At 59.7% G+C, this 20131-nt stretch carries 13 protein-coding genes and 1 pseudogene; 6 read left to right on the top strand and 8 right to left on the bottom strand.

What is annotated here, in order from left to right; translation table 11 throughout:
• Positions 1-156: 156 nt before the first annotated feature.
• Complete coding sequence (locus AKN83_RS35100) at positions 157-552, top strand: MFS transporter (RefSeq protein ID WP_143278146.1); 396 nt, start codon at positions 157-159, stop codon at positions 550-552.
• A gap of 1694 nt (positions 553-2246) precedes the next feature.
• Here the strand turns inward: AKN83_RS35100 and AKN83_RS35095 are convergent.
• The 4 genes from AKN83_RS35095 to AKN83_RS40255 all read right to left on the bottom strand — a co-directional run bounded on the left by AKN83_RS35095 (position 2247) and on the right by AKN83_RS40255 (position 5243).
• Entirely contained in the window at positions 2247-3554 is a 1308-nt protein-coding gene (locus AKN83_RS35095) for a type II toxin-antitoxin system HipA family toxin (RefSeq protein WP_050399955.1), read from the bottom strand.
• Positions 3554-3808, bottom strand: coding sequence for a helix-turn-helix domain-containing protein (locus AKN83_RS35090; protein WP_050399954.1), 255 nt, complete (start codon positions 3806-3808; stop codon positions 3554-3556). The genes AKN83_RS35095 and AKN83_RS35090 overlap by 1 nt, the downstream gene beginning before the upstream one ends.
• Before the next feature lie 197 nt (positions 3809-4005).
• A complete protein-coding gene (locus AKN83_RS35085; RefSeq protein ID WP_050399953.1) occupies positions 4006-4227 on the bottom strand; it encodes a hypothetical protein in 222 nt (73 codons plus the stop codon).
• 662 nt (positions 4228-4889) lie between these two features.
• The gene (locus AKN83_RS40255) at positions 4890-5243 is read right to left on the bottom strand and encodes a hypothetical protein (RefSeq protein WP_157113715.1); all 354 of its coding nucleotides are present in this window, start codon (positions 5241-5243) and stop codon (positions 4890-4892) included.
• Positions 5244-5406: 163 nt separating this feature from the next.
• Between AKN83_RS40255 and AKN83_RS35080 the strand changes: the two genes are divergently transcribed.
• On the top strand, positions 5407-6738 hold the full coding sequence (locus AKN83_RS35080) for an MFS transporter (RefSeq protein WP_050399952.1): 1332 nt from the start codon (positions 5407-5409) through the stop codon (positions 6736-6738).
• A 121-nt stretch (positions 6739-6859) separates the two neighbouring features.
• Here AKN83_RS35080 and AKN83_RS35075 read toward each other — a convergent pair whose 3' ends face one another.
• Together AKN83_RS35075 and AKN83_RS35070 are read right to left on the bottom strand one after the other, a co-directional pair.
• A complete protein-coding gene (locus AKN83_RS35075; RefSeq protein WP_050399951.1) occupies positions 6860-7864 on the bottom strand; it encodes a nucleotidyl transferase AbiEii/AbiGii toxin family protein in 1005 nt (334 codons plus the stop codon).
• Complete coding sequence (locus AKN83_RS35070) at positions 7857-8456, bottom strand: DUF6088 family protein (RefSeq protein ID WP_050399950.1); 600 nt, start codon at positions 8454-8456, stop codon at positions 7857-7859. The genes AKN83_RS35075 and AKN83_RS35070 overlap by 8 nt, the downstream gene beginning before the upstream one ends.
• 773 nt (positions 8457-9229) lie before the next feature.
• Here AKN83_RS35070 and AKN83_RS35065 point away from each other — a divergent pair.
• The 4 genes and pseudogenes from AKN83_RS35065 (at position 9230) to AKN83_RS35050 (ending at position 15985) form a co-directional block, all read left to right on the top strand.
• A pseudogene (locus AKN83_RS35065) lies at positions 9230-10754 on the top strand (Wadjet anti-phage system protein JetA family protein).
• A complete protein-coding gene (locus tag AKN83_RS35060) occupies positions 10744-11382 on the top strand; it encodes a DUF4194 domain-containing protein (protein ID WP_050399949.1) in 639 nt (212 codons plus the stop codon). Before AKN83_RS35065 ends, AKN83_RS35060 begins: the two are co-directional and overlap by 11 nt.
• Positions 11379-14813, top strand: a complete 3435-nt coding sequence (locus AKN83_RS35055; protein ID WP_050399948.1) for an SbcC/MukB-like Walker B domain-containing protein — start codon at positions 11379-11381, stop codon at positions 14811-14813. The genes AKN83_RS35060 and AKN83_RS35055 overlap by 4 nt, the downstream gene beginning before the upstream one ends.
• 2 nt (positions 14814-14815) lie before the next feature.
• Positions 14816-15985 (top strand): Wadjet anti-phage system protein JetD domain-containing protein, encoded by a 1170-nt coding sequence (locus tag AKN83_RS35050; protein ID WP_050399947.1) that lies wholly within the window; start codon positions 14816-14818, stop codon positions 15983-15985.
• Positions 15986-16605: 620 nt separating this feature from the next.
• Here AKN83_RS35050 and AKN83_RS35040 read toward each other — a convergent pair.
• Together AKN83_RS35040 and AKN83_RS35035 are read right to left on the bottom strand one after the other, a co-directional pair.
• Positions 16606-18273: an ABC transporter ATP-binding protein gene (locus tag AKN83_RS35040; protein WP_050399945.1), complete on the bottom strand. Its 1668-nt coding sequence runs from the start codon at positions 18271-18273 to the stop codon at positions 16606-16608.
• Positions 18274-19483: 1210 nt separating this feature from the next.
• Entirely contained in the window at positions 19484-19642 is a 159-nt protein-coding gene (locus AKN83_RS35035; protein WP_244522218.1) for a hypothetical protein, read from the bottom strand.
• Positions 19643-20131 lie beyond the last annotated feature (489 nt).

The raw sequence follows: 20131 nt of genomic DNA, 5'->3' as shown, positions 1-20131 counted from the left end.
TCAAGCTAGACGACGCGTTGGGCAACTGAAATGCAGCGTGCGCGACCTGACTGGTCGAAATGCTCGGCCGGCGATTGAACTCCAGACGGATCGAGGATGGCTAGGCAGTCTACTGGGGAGAAGCCGGAACCCGTCCTCTTTCCGGCAGACGAACGCTTGACCGGCCGCGCCGTGTGGGGAGCAACCATCGGCAATATTCTCGAGTTCTACGACTTCGGAACCTTTAGCTTTTTCGCCATCCAGATCGGTCATGCATTCTTCCCGGCAGGCGACCCGCCGATCGGGGCCATCCTGCTCGGCTCGTACTCGGATCGGGCCGGCCGCAGATCCGCGATGAGCGCCAGCTTCACCTTGATGAGGGTCGCCGTCCTCGTGTGCACCTACGCCCTCGTACGAGACAATAGGAATTGCCGCTCAGCTGCTGGTCATTTCGCGCGTTTAATGCAGGGCTTCGCGCTGGGCGGTGAGGTTGGTCCGACAACCGCCTATCTGATTGAAGCGGCCCCGGCCGAAGCGCGCGGTCATGCCCAGGCTCTCGTAGCGCTGGGCTAGCGCCTTGGCCGGCATGCTTATCATCTGCGCGACCGCTTGCTCGCCGACCTGGGCCGTCTGCCAGACCTGCGCCAGATCGTGCCATACGCAATCTGGGTCGAACGCGCCCAAAAATATCGCTTGCCCAGGATCGTACAGGAGCGGGATAGTCCATTGTGACTCGCATGACATGTCCCCGCCCCAGTCTCCACTCTGAACTCAACAGTCTGTGACTTTGACGACCTCTCTACGTCTCCCAGAGCATCTGTGGGGCTACATCTTCCCAAAAAGCCGGCCGCGGACGCTTGCCATTTGAATAATTCCTGTTGATCCTCCGACGCACGGACGCGTCACGCCGGGGCGAAGCTCTCGTTCAGCCGAGCCGCTCTTTTGGGCCTACATGCGAGCCGGCGCCTTCCACGATGCGCACTGCGTCTCATGGCTTGGAAACATCCCGCCAGAAGGATGCTTTGAAGGCGGCTTGCACCGTATCCGCCGACATTGGCGCGATCCAGGGCAATCGCCCGAACCACCGCACCCGACTGATATCGCAAAATTGCTCTAACAACATCCGAACTAGTTTCGACAACGAAAGCCATAGAATGTCGATCTGGTGTCGTCGGAGCGCGTCTATGGACAGCAGTGAACGATTGATCGCTCCCAAGTTATGCTCGCCCAGAGCACGACAGGAAGTTACCATCTCTCCAAGACATCAATGTAAAGCGAACCGCAATTGAGCGGCTCCATGAGCCCGCCGGTCCCCGCGATCACTGGCGGCTGCCCTCCTGGGTCTCACACATTCTATATGCTGATGACGAAAGCAAGACGGCCGACGGCGCTCACATGCGCGTGAGCGCGCCTTCGATCTCGCCTGCCTCGATAGCCGGGCATCTCGCTCGAAGAAGCCCTTGCCGAGATGCGCGTCGTACTGGACTCGGTTCAGTGCTGCTGTTCCCAACGCGACCGGCGCTTCCAATAGAACAAAGCCGTCCGCCATTGTCTTGCACGAGCATGGCAGAGTCCTTTGGCAACTCCTTTACTGTTGTCGCCGTGACGGCAGACAATATCTCGGCGGACGGGCCAGAGCAGCGAATCTGGATCGCATTCGCCAAACCGAGCCAGGCCTCGACGTTAGTGCTCACCGCAGTCCCCGAACGCTGAACAGCGGAGGTTGTGGACATGGAATTGATGGACAAACTGCGATGAACGTTCGAGGAAACTAACGTCAAGCTCGGCGATGTTTACAGATTGAGGAAGTATAGCCTGCTGCATCGCAGCTACCTATTCGACGCTTACGTCGTTTGCTCTCAGCCTGTTCGCGGCCTTAGGCTGGTCTGCGATGTGATCGGAGATGTCGCCTTCAGCTTGCAAGTCGGCCTGGATGTTCGGAAACCGAGCCCGTAATAGCGAGACTCAGCCCGTTCGTTGAATATCTCAAGTGCGGCCCGAATCGAGCTCCTCTGGAGCGATCGGGCCATTATAGCGGGAACTCCCTGGAGCGCGCAGGGCTGGCGTTGCTGATAACCATGATCATCATCGGCGCGCCGATCATCGCGTTCCGGCAATTCTGGCGCCGGCGCCGCCGACGGCGATCATGGGCGCGATGATCGCGCTGTCGACATTGATACCCACGCCGACGATCCTCATCCTGCCGGTACCGGTGTTGGTGCCGCCAGCGCTGGCCGGTTCGCACGCAACCCCTTAGGCTGAAAGTGTCAACGGTCGTTTATAAGACTGATGCGGCGAATAGCGGCGACTCTTATCGAGTCTGCCAATTTTTTGGGAAAGCCCTTCGGAAGGCCCTTTACCACTCTCGCAAAGGCGGCCTCGAAGTTTTCGACGAGATCCTCAAAGATTGCGTGGACTACGGCCGGCCCAACACCGGAGATTTCGGCGGTCTGTAGGAAATGACGCGGCAAAATATCAGTCATTCCATAGTGGCGATTTTTGCCGACCGACATTGCAAGTTTAAAAGCTTTGCGCTGAATTTGTCCGGCGTCGAGGCTTGGTTGCGCGCTCAAGACGTCATAAAGCGGCGTGAGTCGGAAGCGCCCACCGGGGCTCAGGAATAGGCTAAAATTCTTGGCGTGTCCGTCGGTTGCGCCGATGAGCCAGAACACGATGCTGGCCCGCAAAAATGTCGCGATGTCTTCGGTCGGTTCATCGCTACCCTTGAGCAGTTGCAGGATGTCTTTCACGCCGGGGCCGCCATCCGATTGATATTTCTGGGTGGTGGGTACGGATAGAGCCTGGCAGCAATCTTCCTGAGGAAGGCGCAGCAACCTTTTATCATTGGTCCAGCGCCTATCGAAGCGTTCGACAATCAACGTGCGGCGACCACCGAAATCGGCGATCTCGACGTTCGCCGTTGGCACGCCAAGTGCGGCCAGCAGCTTAAGGCAGAAATATTCGTTCTCGACGCTGTTCGAGAGATTGATCCCGTTCGGCAAACGACCGATTTGCGGTTTGAGAATGTGCGTCGTCGCTGTGGTACCAGTCGGCTTGTACCATTTGCCATCTCGCCGCAGCAGGGCGGTCTTCTCCTGGGCACCAGCGATGGAAATCCGGAAATCGTCGTCTTCCCCCATCCCAAGTGGAGCGCTCGCAAGGTTCTTGATGATGGCGGCGACATCGCGGTCGGTGACAGCCTTCCCGCCGATCGTACCGGCAGGTGCAGGATCGACACGCTGTGGAAGAAACTGGAGTGCACCAACGCAATCATGCCCGAGTGCAGAGAGCATGCTGTAGGCGTCAGTACCTTTTGCCCCCACCCGCTCCGCGACTCGTTTGCGTATCTGTTCGCTATCGGGCAACAGGTTGTCAAAAGCGGCGATTACAGGTGCGCCGATATAGCGGTCTTCGCGCAAGGGCAGCGATAGCGAGATTGGGAAGGTCGATTCCCAGGAGAGCCATTGCGGCGTGTAACGAAAATCGATCGCACCGCTGGACTCGCGCCGGAGCATGCCTGCCAGGCGCGCGTTGACGAACACATTCAGGGGCGCGTTTGCTGGAGGCCGGCCCATCAGAAAATGTCCTCGATGTCAGTCGAGGTGGCCTTGCTGCGGGTACGGACCACCAGTTCAAGATTGAGCGCGGCCAGCGCCTCCATGAGGGTGTGGAGCTGAATGGCAGGCTCGCCCGCTTCCAATCGGGATACGGTGCCCTGACGCAGATGGATCTGCTTTCCTAAGCCTGACTGGGTAAGTCCGGCCTGTCGGCGGGCCCGCCGTAGAATGGCGCCGAGTTGCTTTTCCGTACGAGCAATATGCTGCGTCATGTGAATCTCCGCGTTCGATATACGCGAATCCGTATATATTATAAATATACGCAAATCCGTATATCGCGTCAATATACGCATATGCGTATATAAGACGAATATACGCGATCACGTATCGGCTATTCTCGATTGCGGGCCGTGCGGGGTGGTCCTTGGCAAGTCAGTGCAACATTCCAAAATGTCATCGATCGCCGCCATCAATGCTGCCGTACTCGAGGCGTGCTTAATCCGTCGTGCCAGATGGTCGCAAAGAAGCATCCGCTGTTGGGATGGAAAAATGCGGCTTGCTCGTCCTTCTTGATCTCCTTGCGCTTGGCCCGAAGCAACTGAGCGAGACAGCGTCCCTCACCCGCATTGACCAGAAAGTAGCCGGTCGGTTTGTCCTTGGGTTCGGGTTCGACGACAGGAAAATGCAGCATTTCGAGGATGCGATACTGGCGGCGAGAACTTCGACTTCAGCCTTTCGAATTTGGCATCTTACGAGCATTCTTGGGCGACTTCTTCAGTTTGCCGCGCGGCACCATCACGACGGGCTGCGGCGGAGGTCTTGGTACTGTTGTTTTTCTCCTTAAGGCTGAGTTTGTGCGCGGCAAAAAGCCGCCATAACCCCTGCCTCGCAGCGCGTAGCGAAGTGTGCAAGGCGTAGGGGCTGAAGGAAGTTGGAACAATTTTTTTGGGGCACCGCGGACCGTGGGGGAGCCAAAACCGAAGGCCTGTCCTTGCGCCGCGCTGAGGGGCGACGCCCCTAAGCTGCTGCTGCGGCAGCGGCGATACAATGCTTTATAGAACTAAAGGCGCGCAGGGCTTCCAAAGCCTCGGGAGAGTGGCGCTCCGGCCGCACCAGCCTTTGAGCGGCACCCGTCTGACGCGGCAGCGATAGCGACGGGGGCTGACCGCCGGGCCGCTTCAGCGAGTGCCCCGGCGAGGAGAACCTTATGTCTTGCGCGAGTAATCGTGCCCCGAGGCCGAGACAGCATGCTCGGTGAGCCGGCGCATAGACGAGGTCGTCACCGCGTGTAATGGCGATCCGCGCAGCGCCCTCAAGGTTCTCTTGCTCGTCAAGGAGCAGTTTGAGCACATTCTAAACTGTTTGAACGCCAAATTGAACGAGCATATGCGGCGGCATCATCGACAGCAGGCGTTGCATTGCAGCGACAATCCCGACAAAGTAGGTGATCGCACACAATTGGTAAGCAGTGGAGCAAAAGCCGGGCCAGTTGCCTGATCCTTTGCGCATACGCGCGCCGGCTGAACCCTGCGTGCATGCGCGGCCATCTACGTGAAAGCAGGCGCCTTCCGTTCGGTGCCCACCAATATTGTCGCAAACTCGCCATGCACAGAAGCACAACGAGCGCTGCGCCCGACAATTGCAACGCGCTTGCTCATCTTTGCCGACGATTGCCGCGATCCGGTCGAGCTTTGAAACGGGCAGCAAGAGGCAGGCATTCTTATTGCATTCATCGTCGTGAGCTTGGTCTGTCGGGACGCGGCCCAGCCCACCTCGAGCTAGAGGACGTGCAGAGCAAGTGGAGTGCAATGCGCCTGAACTCGCTGGTCGAAATGCTCGGGCCGGCGATAGCGCCTCAGACGGATCGAGGATGGGCAAGCAATCTACTCGGCTGAAACCGGAGCCGGTCCTCGTTCCGGCAGACGAATCCTTAGCCCGGCGCGCCGTGTTGGGTGCAACGATCGGCAATATTCTCGAATTCTACGACTTTGGGACCTATAGCTTTTTCGCGATCCAGATCGGACAAGCGTTTTTCCCGGCAAGCGACCCGTTCGCCAGCCTCATGCTGTCGCTCGCAACCTTCGGCGCGGGTTTTGTGACCAGGCCGATCGGGGCCATCGTTCTCGGCTCGTATTCGGATCGGGCCGGGCGCCGGCCCGCGATGACCGCCAGCTTTGTCCTGATGAGCGCCGCGATCCTTGTGTTAGCGCTCACCCCCTCATACGGGACAATAGGAGCTGCTGCTCCGCTCCTGGTCATTGTCGCACGTTTGGTGCAAGGCTTCGCGCTCGGCGGTGAGGTTGGTCCGACAACTGCCTATTTGCTGGAAGCGGCGCCGGTCGAGGGGCGCGGTCTTGCTGTCTCGTTTCAGCCTGCCAGCCAACAGATCGCTGCAACGGCGGGGGCGCTTGTTGGAGAAATACTCTCCCTGACCATGACAAGCGAGGCACTCAACGCGTACGGATGGCGGATCGCGCTCTTGCTCGGCGCCGTTACGCTGCCGTTCGGATTTTGGCTGCGGAGCGGCTTGCCCGAAACGTTGCACCGGCCCCAAACGCCGGCTCCGGGCGTTCCCCCTGTAAGAAGATTGCCTGCCACTCGCCGTATTATGAGCTTGGGATTCGTCGTCCTGGCCAGTTGCACGATCATCACCTACGTCACGGGATATATGACCACCTATGCACTGAATACCCTGCAAGTTTCCGCGCCTCTCGCCTTTGGCACCACGCTCGTTAGCAATACGGTAGGAATTGCTGCCGCGCTGCTGGGCGGCTGGCTCGCAGACCGCGCGGGCCGCCGGCACATCATGATATGGCCGCAGATCGCTGCGTTGTTGATGACCTATCCGGTGTTCCTCTGGATCTCAGAGAGCCGCAGCGCCGTCGCACTTCTCGGGGGTCTCGGTGCGCTCACACTTATTGGAACGATTCCGTACAGCGCCTTCTATGTGAGCATGGCCGAAGGTTTGCCCAAGAATATTCGTGGTGGCGCCTTCGCGATCATCTACGCTTTTGCGATAGCGATCTTCGGAGGCACAGCTCAACCAGTTGTCACCTGGCTGATCTATCTTACCGGGAGCGCGCTGGCGCCCGCCTGGTACATGCTTATCGCTAACGCGGCTGGGCTCCTTGCCATGCTCATGATGCCGGAGACGGCACCGCTCAAAATTAACAGCGCTGTAAACAAGCAAAGCACGCTATAGCGGGGCGAATGTGCTATTTTTCCAAAGTGCAGCAGCGCGTGCTGGGGCTCATCTTCGGCAATGCTCAGCACAGCTTCTATACGTCGGAAATCTTTCGAAGCGTCCGTTCCAGCAACCGGCCTTACTTACTATTTGCGCGCCGCTGCAGAGCTTCCCAGCGTTTCATGAGCTGCTCAAACGGCTCAGGTTCGCCGAGAAGTAATCCAGCGTCGATCGTCTTTTGATAATCGGCCTCAAGGTCCTTACACATCTTTTCGTCAGGAACTAACTGAAGCTTGCCGGATACCGCGGCATGATAGTCAATGACATTGCCGTCGCGATCTTTCTCCCGGAAGAACTTGCTCTTCCAATCGGCGACTTCCTGCCCCAACACTTTGTCATCGAAGGCAGCTTGCGCAAATCCCTTATCATCGAGCTTCACGAGATCGTACCAATGGCGCGACACACGATCGCCCGCGATACCCTGAGCGCAAAGAACGTGGACGGCCGTTGCTTTCTCCCAAACGGTGCGCTTGGGAAGCATGATTTTTGGGGTCGCTACAGGAAACTCGAGTTCGGGCAGGGATTTCGCCGCATCGCAGGTGATCTTTCTCGTCTCGGACGGCTCACCGGTCGAGCGCGCACCGAATTCAAGCTTGATCCAGGGCGGAACATAGTCCGAGCCCTGGATCAGCTTTTCATAGTCGACATAGATGACATCGTTCTCAACACGGAACGTGACGTCGACTCCTGTAGCTGCTGCGTGTTTCTGTAGGGCAGGAAGGGTCTTGTCTTTGACCCAGTCGGTGAGCCGCTCGCGCGCAAGCTTTGTCCACTTGTCGGCCTGGCTTCGCGAAGCGGGTATGGGTGGGTCGCCCGTGGCAAGCTCAGGAATGATCCGGCGGATATCGTAAGTGAGATCGATATCCTCCGAGAAACGTTCGATGACGTCGTAACCTTTGGAGAGGGACGTACCTCCCTTAAAGACAAGATGCTCACCCAATTCAGAGTCAAAGAGTCCTTGCAGGGCCCAAACGGCCCAGATGTCCTTCTCCAAAAGATGGACCGGGCGGCCTGAGGCGGTGGCGGCAACGCCAAGTGCCTCAAGCCTCTCGTCACGAGAGAGCGTCAGGTAAAGTTCAGCCATGATTTAGAAGGGATTGGCTGACGGATTTCGACATCCACGGAGGCATCGCGCGACGCAGCGCGACGAGATCCTGCAAAGTGTCGTCGGGCAGCTTGCGCTTCAATACTTTAAGAGCCTCGCCCGCCTCTCGCTCGCCGAGCCAGGCAAGAGCCCGGATTGCCTGTCCAGCAATCGAGTCTGTCGGCAGAAGCATCCAGTGCGGTGCATGCCGCATCTCAACCGTCTGTGCTCCGAGACGAAACTGACGATCAGGACCGGAGGTCAAATAGACGAGCTTCGTCGGCACTTGCGTAGTGAGACCAAGTTTATTCGCGGCCGCGGCTCCGTGTGGAACGATCGTTTCTGCGTGCGTGGAAGCCAGCGCTTCGATGACCTTTTCAGCAGCCGGCGCGCGTAAGCCAAAGCGTGTTTTCACTGGCAGAGCGTAGAGCCCATGGGCAAGACGCATCAACTCGTCGCGTTTGGCGAGACGCTTCAAAGCTTGATCGACCGCAGCACGACTTCCCAAATGCAAAACTTCCTTAGCACCGATCAAAGTGCCTTCTGGAAGTGCTTGGGCGTAACTCAAAATACGCTCGGCGACGGTTTGCATGGCTTCCCCCCGTTGTCAGAAACATAGGACAATTTCTGACAACACGCAAGGTTTATCTAAACAACAATAAAAATCAATAACTTAGCCGCTGCTTGATATTACTTAGCAGGGGCCTAACGGCAAGTGAGCGTGTAGGGTCTCATTGCTCGAGGCATCGACGGTGGACTCAATCCTCAAAACCTCCGTCGGCAAACGAGATAGAGGCGGCAGAAGCGCGACGTGCAGGGCCAGGAAAAAACGTGATCGGACATCGCGAGCGCGATTCCGACTCTCCCTTGAACACTCTATTATGGGTGCTGGGTATCGAAGAAAACGACACTGAAAGATTGGCCGTTGCACACTTCAGCGGTTAGCAGGGCACAAACTACAGATCGCGACTACCTTAGCACCACGCCCGGCTTGGATACTCAACGGAGCCCTGCTCGTTCGTCAGCCCGGAGGCTTCCGTCCTCAATAGTTCCTCCCTAAGATCTCCGCGCCGACTACGGCCGAATAGCGGGGCTTTTTGTCTCATTGGACAACATAGCTTGCCGAAGTTCTTTGAACGGCTTTCCCCGAAGACTCATCCCTCCCTCAAAGCGCCGGCACGGAGCCGTGAGGCTCGACAGCTTCCCTTCGGCAAGCTATACAGGAACATACAGCGAACAAAATCCTTTTGGTTGCGAGTCCTTCGTGATGCATCTCGACGGAAGTATTTCCTCGGTAGATCATAAGGTTAGGGGCAGGGCGGCTCGCCCCTTCTCTGGATGACGCCAGTTCAGGAGTGGTAGCGATTGTCCTTATTCCGTCATTTGCATGATGAGGCTTTTTTGGCCTTCTCGCGCGATCACAAGCACCTGTACGCGGCCTGTCTGCTCGACCTCCTTGAACGCTTCTTTTCAGGCGCGCCATCGTTCCCAACTCCGCAGCAGGTCGCCCACGCCATCTACGACGTCATGCGCGCCAACCCGGCCCTCTGGAGCGAAGGCGATGACTTCGGCACCCTGCCGGAAATGATCTCGGCAGGTCGCCGCCGTATCCGGAAGGCCGACGTCGCGCTCGCGTCCGAGAAGGGCGACAAGGCGCTCGGTCTGGCGCGGCAACTCTACGCGCGGCTGCTCGCCTGGGGTTGGCTTGAGGAGGAGGAATACGGGCTCCGTGTCACGGTCGACATGGCAATGGGACCGCTGCTCGTGATCCAGCGGCTCGCGAGCCTCAATAAGGATCTCTCGCAGCGGTTCGGCGGCTTGATCGTGCAGATCCGCCTCAATCTCGAAGCCGTCGAAAAGCTGAGGCCCGAGATCACCGACCGCAAGCAGCGCGAAGCCGCGCTCGCCGTCCGCGAAGCACGCAACCAGGCCGACCAGTTTACCAAGAGCCTGCGGGCCATTCTGGCCGACCTGAAGCGTATCCGACGGACCGTCATGGAATCGAAGACAGTGGCTACCAGGCTGGAAGCCTTCTTCGAGGAGTTCGTCGACCAGCTCCTGCTGAAGGATTTCGATCCTCACCGTCAACCATCCGTACCGCTTCCGCGATGCCATCGTCGATCTCGCACGGCGAATCTCCTACACCCCGGACACCATGCAGGTCCTCGCCGAGGAGTACACCGCTTCCAGCATGGCCGCCGACGTCGAGGACGGTCGAATGGCGGCGGCCGACGATCTGCTCGCAATCGAAAACATCTTCGAACAGATCGGCGAGATGTTCGAACGGATCGAGGCCTTCCGCAGGCAGCTCGAAGCCCGGGTCCGCAACACCATCAAGTACGCCGAGCGCGGCGGGCAGGGACTCGTCGGCCGGGCCGGCGACCTGGTGCGGCGGCTGGACGCTCTGCTGCGAGACGGCAGGCACGACAGGGCGACCGTCGAGTGGAGTATCGAGCCGCTGCGGTCGCCCTGGTCGGAGCACCATCAGGCGCCAGCCAGGCAGCCGCGCCGCCCGGTCGAGGCGAAGGAGCTCGCCGGGCCGCCCTCGGACCCGTTGTACGAGCTGAGGAAGAAGCTCCGTCTCGAGTATATCGCTCGCATCGCGCCTCGGCCCGAGGATGTCAGACGATTCCTTGAGGGCCAGGTGCCGCCATTCGCGACCAAGGAAGCTCGCTTCATGGAAATCGACACTGTAGACGACTTCCTCGCCTTCGATTGCGCCCGCCGCTATGCGCTGACGGGCGAGGTTCCGCCGCAGGTCGCGACCGGATTCGATCTGGAGCCGCGCCCAGACACGCCGCCACACGACAGCGAATGGCTGCGTTGCGCGAACTTCCTGGTCAGGCGATCCGGCAGGCCCCGGAAAGCGGAGGAGCTCCATGCTCAGTGAGTTCGAACACGTCGAGCGCGCCTTCGGTGCCGAAAAGGCGGCCGACCTCCGCAAAGCGCTGCACTTCCTGCTGCGGCGGCAGTTCGTGTTCGCGGGAGATCCCAGAACCGGAACCGTCTACAACATGATCATGGACGGCCGCTTCCGCAACGTGGTCGATGGCTTCTTCGATAGTTGCGGATACCGCGTCCATCGCGATCCGGAGGCGCAGTGGGCCGGCATCGTCGCCATGGACGAGGACGTGGCGCTGCCCCGGATGAAGCTCGATGAATCCATCGTTATTTTGGTGCTGGCAGCGTACTGGCAGCAAGAGGTGAACGTCGGAGCAGTCGAAGACCGGGCCGTCGTGGTCGCCACCTTGAATGACTTGTTCGACCGCTACCGCGAGATGGCGCAACACGGCGGCGGAGGCGCGATCTCGGCCGCCCGCTTCCGCGACATTCTGCGCGAGGCTGCCCAGCGCAGCCTTGTCGAGATCGGCGACTTCGACGACGAGCAGCGGGACTGCGAGGTCAGGATCCGCCCGATGATCAAGCTGATCAGCGGCGGCGACGCGCTGCAACGGCTCGAGCGCTACGTGCGCAGCGAGGAGGCCCGTTTTCCGCAGCCCGCGGGAGACGAGGCATGATGGAGCTACGCCACCTTACGATGGTGAACTGGCACCTGTTCGACGTCGCGGACATCGACGTGACGGGGCACGTCGGCGTGCTTGGCGAGAACCGTTCCGGCAAATCGACGATCCTCGACATGGCCCAAGTCGTGCTCACCGGCGGCAGCCGGCGGTTCCTGCGCCTGAACGCGGTCGCCGGCGATAGCGGAAAGTCGCGTAGTGGCTCGAAGCGCAGCGTCGTCGACTACTGTCTCGGCACGCTCGGCGAAGACCAGCGCCGGCGCGACGAGGCGCGCACCTACATCGCACTCGGTTTTGAAGACACGGAAGGCGCGCGGCCGCCGGTCACAATCGGCATGGCGCTCGAGGCGCGGAAGTCAGACAGCCGGGAAACCGTGCTCGCGCTGTTCGTCACCGTCGGCGCCGTTCTAAGCTCCAAGGACTTCATCGAACAGCGAGGGAAGTTGCAGTTCCCGGCGCAGTGGGAAGACGTGCGCGCCCGGATCGTCGCGGCGGTTGGCGAAGGCAACTTCGTCAACCACCGCGATCGGGCCGGCGACTACGTCCGCGAGTACATGCGCCATCTCCTGCCGCATTCGCCCTACGGCGAGCAGAACGCAAGCGCCCTGCAAAAGTCGATCGTCAATGCGATGACGCTCGATCACAACCAGACGGCCACGCAGTTCGTGCGGAACTATATCCTCGAGGACAGTCCGATCGGTATCAAGGAGCTGCGCGAGTCGATCCAGACCTACCGCAATATCAGCGAAACGATCCGAAAAATGCGCCTCAGACTCGAAGCTCTGAGAGCACTTCGGGGAGTTCTCGCCGCACTCGAAGAGGCGCTCGAGACCAAGTTCAGGGAGGAGTGGATTTCCAAACGCGCGGCCTGGCTCGCGGCGCGGGCGATCAACCTGGACTTTAAGACCAAGAGGCGTACCGAGATGGCGCGCCGAGATGCCGCAGCAAAAGAACTCGAATTCATCGAGGAGGATGTCAAGGCCATCGATCGGGAGATCGAACGCCTGACGGCGGCGATCGCCGAGCACGACGCCAAGACCGGAAGAAAGTCGCTGCAGCAGAGCGCTGATGTGGCCGCGCAGGCGGCGCACCGCGCCTCGGCCGAATTCAAGGCACGCCTGGATAACATCCGTCGCCTGCATCCGCTCCGGGCGATGTGTGCAGACTCTTTCGAAGACTTCGTCCCTGCGCTGGAGCGCCTTCTAATCGCCGCTGTCGGGGCAGACATAGCGGGCGTCTCAGACGAGCTCTCCGCGGCCGAGAAGTCCTTCGCGACCAGCGGTGCGAAATGGCTGCCGAAGATCGACGAAGCGCGTCAGGCGATCATCGCGGAGCTTTCCGGGCTGCGAGTCCGGCGTGACGAGGTGCTCGAACGGGTCCGACAGCACGCCTCCGGAGGGACGCGGGCCTATCTTGGCGACGATACCGAACTCCTCTGCCGAAGGCTCCGGCAGAAGGGAATGGCCCCGCGCGTGCTCTGTGACATCATCGAAGTCGTCGAACCCGAATGGGTGGAAGCCGCCGAGGCGCTCCTCGGCCGCGACCGGGAGGCGGTGTTCGTGGACAGAGCGGACATCAGCGCCGCCACGGCGATGTTCAAGGAAGGCCGCCGCGAGTTTCGGCACGCATCCCTCGTGAGCCTGAACAAGCTCGAGCAGTTCCGGGCCAAGCCGGAGCGCGGCAGTTTCCCCTGCATCTTCCGGAGCCAGGATCCGGACGCGATGGCGTTCATCATGCGCCGCTACGGCACGGTCCGTCTCGCCGACACGCTCGATCAGTTTAATAGGCCCGGCCGGGCCATCATGAAGGACGGCCTCTACGACGATGGACTCGTCAGGACCCATCGCTGGATCGAAGCCTCGCAGCACAAGATCGGAAAAGCGGCCCAGGCGAACGCCCTGCGCTCCCTGCAAGATCAGGCCGAGGAACTGGATCGGCTCCTGGCCGACAAGAGCAAGGAGGCCCAAGCCGCGGAGCAGGCCTTTGCCGCTCTGAAGAACATCTGTGAGGGGCGTGACGACCTGAAGACTTTCGCTGCGGCCTTCGCGGCCGCGCAGACCGAGATCGGCGAAGCCCATTCCAGGCTCGATGCGCTCGACGGCGCGGGCGACGGCGGCCTTCGCGACAAGAAGCGGGCGCAGCAGAAGCTGAAGGACAAGAGGCTCGACGAGAGAAAGACCCAGCAGAAGGCGTTTGGCGAGCATGACGGCGAACTCAGATCGGCCGAGAGAAGGCTCGGAGACGGGGAGAACGTGCCGGGCTCCGAGCTCAATCTCCGGGTCGCCCGGTCGATCTACCGCAAGGCCTTCCCGCTCTACTCCGCCGCGAAAGGCAGGCTCGTCTACCGCGAGCGCCTCGATGCCGCAGCAAAAGGCGGTTTTGCTGAGAAACACCGTGCCATCGCAGACAAGGCGGTTAAAGATGCCGACGCCTCGGACGTCGAGCGCGTCCGGATCGAGCGACGGGTCCGCGAGCTCCTTTACGATTACTTCGATCAGTTTGGGATGAGCTCGCAAGTTGGCGCCGAAAGCGAGCCGCTACGCGAGGTGAAGCCCTGGATGGAGCAGCTTATCTCGGATATCGAGTCCAACGAACTGCGCCAGTACGAACGGCAGGCCCGAGAAGCGGCAGAAAAGGCCTCGACACTGCTCCGCGGCGAGTTCATCAACGCGCTCACGGCGCGGATCGGCAAGATGGAGCGGGAATTGCAGTCGTTGAACCGCAGCCTCTACGCACATCCCTTCCACAACGAGAGATATTCGTTCCATCGCACCCAAGTGGTGGAATTCCAGCCCATCCTGAAGATCATCGAGATCGCCAAGACCTCTCCGGAGGCGCTCGACATGCTGTTCCGGGGCGATGTGCCCGATGACTTCCCGCACAAGGATACGATCCTTGCACTCGAGGCGCTGCTAGAGGATCCCGACAAGGACTTCACCCAGTTCGAGGACTACCGCAACTTCTACACCTTCGAGATCCACATGGAGGATGTCGCTACCGGCCGCTCGACCCGCTGGGAGCAGCGGCGCGGCACCGGATCGGGCGCCGAACAGCAGGTCCCCATCTACGTCGCCATCGGCGCTTCGCTCGCCGGCGTCTACGGCAGCGCCGAGCGTCGTACGGGCAAGCCCGCCGGCTTCGCTCTCGCTATGTTCGACGAGGCCTTCTCGAAAATGGATGGCAAGAACCAGCGGCAGATGATGAGCTTCTATAAGAATCTCGGACTCCAATTCGTGATCGCGGCGCCGTTCGAGAAGCGGGTCGCCGTGCTCGAACACATGGATACGATCGTGGAAGTGGACCGCATTGGCGAGCAGTCCAGAGCCACCGTGGTGCAACTGAAAGAGAAGGCCAAGCGCGAGCTGATGGCCATCGATCCGGACCTCATGTCCGAACATGAACTCGCCAGCCGTCTGGCCGCCGAGTAGCCATGGCGCGGCGTTTCACGGACGCGAACGGCCTCTTGAATGACCTGCTCGATCGCTTCGAGGCCGGCGCCGCGAGCCCGATCGCCCACCCGTATTATGCCGCCTTCGCCTCGGTCGTCGCGGCGGACGCCTTCCTGAAACAGATCAGGGAAGCCGAAGCTACCGGCGCGGTGTCCGTTGGCTGGGGCCGAGGCGTCAAGCGGGATCAGGTCGCACACGTGCGGCTGGCCTCGGCGGAGATCCTATATCGATATCTCGACCGCACCCCCGCGTCGCGGATTGCGCAGGACGCTGCGGCAAGGCTTGCCGCCGGATCGGCGCTGCGCGACTCTCTGAAGAACAGCGCTTCCCAAATCGCCGAGGTCTGGGGACGGGGGAAGACGTGGCACGGATTCGCTTCGTCCGACGTCGAGATGCTGCGCGACGCCTTCGTTCTCGCCCAGGCCATCCTGGACAACAAGCATCTCGATGTCGACTACAAGACCTTCTCGCGACGGACGGTGGGTCACAGCAAGACGCTCGAACGCATCGAGGGTGCGGTCGTGCGGCTCCTGAGCTGCATCCTGGAGTTTCCGCCCGGCGCGCGGCCCCGCGAGGCACTGCGAGCAATCGGACTGGAACGCTTCGCGCCACCGCTGCTGGTCGCAGGAAAAATCGACCTCGAGGGAGCCGACCTCTCCAGGATTTGTCCACATTATCTCGGAATCACTCCCAAGGAAGCAGATCGCGTCCGTTTTCGGGAGCCGCCGGCGTACATTCTGACGATCGAAAACTTCGCAAGCTTCAACCGGCACATTGCTGAGGCGGACCCCGGTCGACTGGGAACGACGATGTACGTCGGCGGTTACCCCTCGCTCGCCACCCAGCAGGCGCTGCGGATGATCGCAGGGTCGGTATCCGAACAGACGCCAATCTTTCATTGGTCGGACATCGATCCCGACGGGACCTGGATATTCCACACCATCGAGCGAGCCATCGGCCGACCGATCCGACCCCACCTGATGAGCGTCGAAATCGCCGAGCGCTCGGGACAAGTGCCGTCCAAAATATCCGCACCCGCCAGATGCTCACCAGAGTCCGGTATCGCGCGGCTGGCAGCGTACCTGGCAGAAGATGGAGCCAAGACGCTTGAGCAGGAAGAACTCGATCCCGTTTTGCCAGAGCTTCGTTAGATAATCCGTGTCGGTGTGAGGCCGACATCGCGCCGTCCGCAGTTCAAGGATCTCGGCCGGCGGTGTTTGAACAACACCTGTGATCGGCAAACCGGACGCCATGAGTAAGGCAGCTGCTTGCCGAAAAGCGCCGTCGGCACGCGCTCGACACCACCCTCGTGTTCAAGCGCATGCATGCAAGGGCGGCGCCTGCGATCCGGGTGACGGCGCAGGACCATGTCCATCTCGCCGATGCCCGCGAAGGCGCCGTGGCCGATGTTGCCGTCCGGACGCAAGTAATGGGTAGTGGGGCGATGTCTTGCCTTGTCGACGAGCTCATCAATCGCGACACATATGCGCAGAATTCCGTCTGGTGCAGCCTGAATTCAGGACGAAGGAGCCTGTTCCGACCGCAAGCCCGCCGATCGCCAACTTAAGCCCGCCCCTGCCGCCTGGCGTCGCAGAGTGGCAATCGGCACCCTGGAATACTTCACAAGTACCGGAGCACAGGGCCCCGACTCCTTCATAGATGCCGAGGATGCTCTCTATGACGTGGGTAGCTTCTTGAACAGCGAAAGTATCTCGTCCGGCCATGCACCTTCTGTGCGGCGTCAACGCGCCGGGCCGATCATTCCCCTCGCCTATGTCACTGACAAGCCGCAGTCGGTCAGGTCGACCACGACGTCGCTTGTAGAAACGACGCCCTTGCGGTGAGTGATCGCCAGCACGGTCACATCTTTGGCTAGCGTACGGATATGGTTCATAATGCCCTGCTCGGTTTCTTCGTCGAGCGCGGAGCTCGCCTCGTCAAGAAGAAGGATCGCCGGCTCGCCATAAAGCGCGCGGGCAATAGCAATACGCTGGCGCTCCCCGCCGGAAAGCTTCAAACCACGTTCTCCAACCGCTGTATCAAATCCTTCAGGCAAGGCCTCGATCAAGGGGAGAATAGCGGCTTTTTCCGACGCAGCACGAAGGCGCACTTCGTTGCGGGGCCGCCCTAGCAGGATGTTGTCGGCTAGCGACTCATTGAGCAACATCACGTCCTGCGGCACGACAGCGACTGCGGCATACCAATCCGCGCGTTCGATGCCCGCTATATCGATTCCATCCACCAGAATACGACCGCGGTCCGGTTCAATCGATTTCAAGACGAGCCTAAAGATTGTCGATTTTCCAGATCCCGATTCACCGACAAGGAAGGTGATCCCACCCCGCCCAGCTACAAACGAGACGTTCGTAACGCCACGACCGTTGTCGTAGGCGTAACCAACGCCCTCGAAAGAGAGCTGGCCACCGGAGGGCGCGAAATCTTGAGCGTGAGATGGTCGCCGCTCTTCGGGTGCGGCCCATAGTCTAGCCAGAGGGATGAGGTCGGCTCGCGACCGCGCCGCGTCAGAGATGGCACGCGCAACCATCTCGAATGGCATATTGAGCTGGAGTAAAAGCGTGTTGAATAGCACCATATCCCCGATGGTGACCGCCCCGACCTGGTATTCAGGTATGAGAAGGAGAAACGTGACCGCAAATTGTAGCGCGACCGCTGGGCCGAGCACGGCGATGTAGGCAACGCGTTGCAACACATAGGCCCGCCAATTATCACGCACCTCCCGCGCCGTCATCGTAAAGCGCTGGCTCATCCAGGAATGACTGCCGAAATAGCGCAGGGTGTCCATGGAGCTCATGACGTTGCCAACGAAACGCGCATTGTTCTGTCCGGCTTCTCTGGCTCGTTCCAGGAACACGTACGCCCGACGCGTGGAACTCCACGTCAATGTAATCAGGACAGCCCCATAGACGACGACGATTGCAGCGATCTGGATATTGAGGAGCGCGCCGAGAGTAACGAACGTAAGTAGAAGTTGTGTTGCAGCAGGGATGAAGACCACGATCCCAAGCTGGACCAAAGCCGTCAGGGCGCTGCGCCCGCGCGCGGCCGCATTCTGTATTTCTACGGGATTGTGCTCAAGAAAAAAGGCTGCGGTTTTCCTCAGGATGCGATCAAAGAAGCCCGTTGCAGCGATGAAGCCCAGGTTCTCGGCTGTCATAAAGGACAGATACTGCAGCATGCGCTGCAATACGGATGCTACCCCAAGTAGAACCGCATAGCCTGCGAAGCCCCACGCAAGCACCGACATGTCTTCCTCGCGCGGGAGGCGGTCAATGAGACACGAAAATACATAGGGCGTTGCGACGCTGGTCGCGCTTGACATCAGCACTACTGCGACTACGACGAGAAGCAACCACCGGTCGGAACGCCAGTACGCATGCAAAATTTCGGAAACCGGTGATAACGTGCTGCCGTTCGACATATCTAGCGGATAGAGGAATGGGCTTTGCTTAGATTGGAAGAGCCGACATAGCCTTTTCGCACGATGATTCCATGCGAGCGCATGAAGATGCTCGATGAGGACTCGCCAGACTTTCCGTTTACCATTGCTTGGCTTCAAATCACTCGATCCAGCACGGTCATCAACTCACCAAGACTGGTAGGTTGTCGTCCGCCTTCCCACATGAGAAATCATGTTTTGTTGCGGGGCAGGCTAAAGGCCAGCTGCGAATTTTGCGATTCTTGTTTGGCGATTGCGAACTCGACGGAGCGCTATGGGATCCACCTTGAAGCGCGCCGAGGCAACGTTAGGCAGGACGTTTTAACTCAACGATTTTGGCCGCGGTTAGATCTCGTCGCGGCGTTGGTGACAAAGTGGACCTCAGCAGTGCTTCGTTGCCTAATCGTTGTTAAGCACCCTGTCCTTATCCGCGCGATGAGAAAGCTCCGGTGGCGAAACTAGAACAGCTTCAGAGACAGGAACGCAACGGCTTTGATCAAATCGCAATTGGCTTGGCCTTTGAACGGAGCCGGACGCACACACTACTCGGTAAGTTTTGATCTTTACCGGCAGGCGAGCCTTGGAGGCTAAGGGTGAGATAAATGTATTCGGGCGTTCTGAAGTTCGCGGCTATGTAGGAAAGTACGGCCCCCGGGGTGCTCAATCGGGAACGCCGAGTAGCGACGTCCGCCTGCCTCTTTGCCGAGTCGCCGGCGAGTCGAGACCGCTTTCAGCCTCTCAGATGGCTCTGCAGTGCCCGCCAATCGACGACCAGGTTCCTAGATTGAGGTCTGGCTGCGGACCTGCCGCTAATCGACTGACCAGTGCCCGGGTGCCATCAACCACGAAGACGCCGCAGTCATACTCATTTCTCCTGGCTTATGGGCGCGTCTTGCAGGTTGGCCCCGACCCGTTCAGCGATTGTTGCTGCAATTCTGTCGTTATATCCTAGAATTGAGTCATAGTGATAGGCAACCAGCCGGCCTCGTACGCGGCGATCCACCAGCAGAAACGACCAATGGGAGCCACGGCGATCGAGGTCTGTAGACCTAGCATCATTCACCGGCAAGAACAGGAAATCGGCTAAAGCCGGAGGAGGACGCGGCCGCTGTCCAGCGAGTCGCCGGCGCCTCTATCCTCGTTCTATGCTTGATTGTCTTCCGTCGTTAGTGCTGCACGCACGACGGATCGGTCAAACAGAAAAATAAGTCGCAGATACCATCCAACGGAATGTATCGGCTACCTGCACCTTCGTGGCGACCGGTTGGGCGGCAACCTCCGCAACAAAGGTCGGCATCGCCGCCGTTCCGAGCGCGAGGGCGCTCGCAGTCACAATCACGAATTTTGTCATTCTAGAATCGCTTCCCCAGGTTGGCCCCAGCCCGTCCATCACGTCTATATGACCGCACCGCAAGTGGTAAAATTGATTTTCTTGATTTGGTCTATCTACGGAATGGATACGTTCAGATATCTCGGCAGGGCCTCGCCTTAAGTCGATCGGAGTCAGCGGAGCCATTTATGCTCAAGCTCTCGCCCAGCCATCGAAGCTATCGATGCAGCTGTCGAAGCAATCGAAGCACCCTCGTTTGTTGATCATGGCACACTGTGCGTTGCAATGGTTGGAACCGTGCGGGTTTCCCGACGACCCCTGCGTCCCCTTGCGATTAGTGAATACGCGATTTCTTCACGGACGACACGACGATTATGGGGATCGCTCTGGTTCCTCTTTGTTATGGCTTCGGTGCAGACACACCGCAAGGCTTGCTCGGCTGTAGTGCCAAGTCCGGTTGGCAGTTCAACGTCTCGATCGAAGCGCCTTAGTGGTGAGCGATACCCCAGC

Origin of the sequence: Bradyrhizobium embrapense (assembly GCF_001189235.2) — a bacterium.
Classification (GTDB): Bacteria; Pseudomonadota; Alphaproteobacteria; order Rhizobiales; family Xanthobacteraceae; genus Bradyrhizobium; species Bradyrhizobium embrapense.
This window is presented reverse-complemented; position numbering and strand designations above follow the sequence as displayed.

What these genes read in the sequence shown, in the direction of transcription:
- AKN83_RS35095 (WP_050399955.1), bottom strand. Translation starts at nt 3,554, where the DNA reads ATGGGCCGGCCTCCAGCAAACGCGCCCCTGAATGTGTTCGTCAACGCG.
- AKN83_RS35090 (WP_050399954.1), bottom strand. Translation starts at nt 3,808, where the DNA reads ATGACGCAGCATATTGCTCGTACGGAAAAGCAACTCGGCGCCATTCTA.
- AKN83_RS35085 (WP_050399953.1), bottom strand. Translation starts at nt 4,227, where the DNA reads ATGCTGCATTTTCCTGTCGTCGAACCCGAACCCAAGGACAAACCGACC.
- AKN83_RS35080 (WP_050399952.1), top strand. Translation starts at nt 5,407, where the DNA reads ATGGGCAAGCAATCTACTCGGCTGAAACCGGAGCCGGTCCTCGTTCCG.
- AKN83_RS35075 (WP_050399951.1), bottom strand. Translation starts at nt 7,864, where the DNA reads ATGGCTGAACTTTACCTGACGCTCTCTCGTGACGAGAGGCTTGAGGCA.
- AKN83_RS35070 (WP_050399950.1), bottom strand. Translation starts at nt 8,456, where the DNA reads ATGCAAACCGTCGCCGAGCGTATTTTGAGTTACGCCCAAGCACTTCCA.
- AKN83_RS35060 (WP_050399949.1), top strand. Translation starts at nt 10,744, where the DNA reads ATGCTCAGTGAGTTCGAACACGTCGAGCGCGCCTTCGGTGCCGAAAAG.
- AKN83_RS35055 (WP_050399948.1), top strand. Translation starts at nt 11,379, where the DNA reads ATGATGGAGCTACGCCACCTTACGATGGTGAACTGGCACCTGTTCGAC.
- AKN83_RS35050 (WP_050399947.1), top strand. Translation starts at nt 14,816, where the DNA reads ATGGCGCGGCGTTTCACGGACGCGAACGGCCTCTTGAATGACCTGCTC.
- AKN83_RS35040 (WP_050399945.1), bottom strand. Translation starts at nt 18,273, where the DNA reads ATGTCGAACGGCAGCACGTTATCACCGGTTTCCGAAATTTTGCATGCG.
- AKN83_RS35035 (WP_244522218.1), bottom strand. Translation starts at nt 19,642, where the DNA reads ATGACAAAATTCGTGATTGTGACTGCGAGCGCCCTCGCGCTCGGAACG.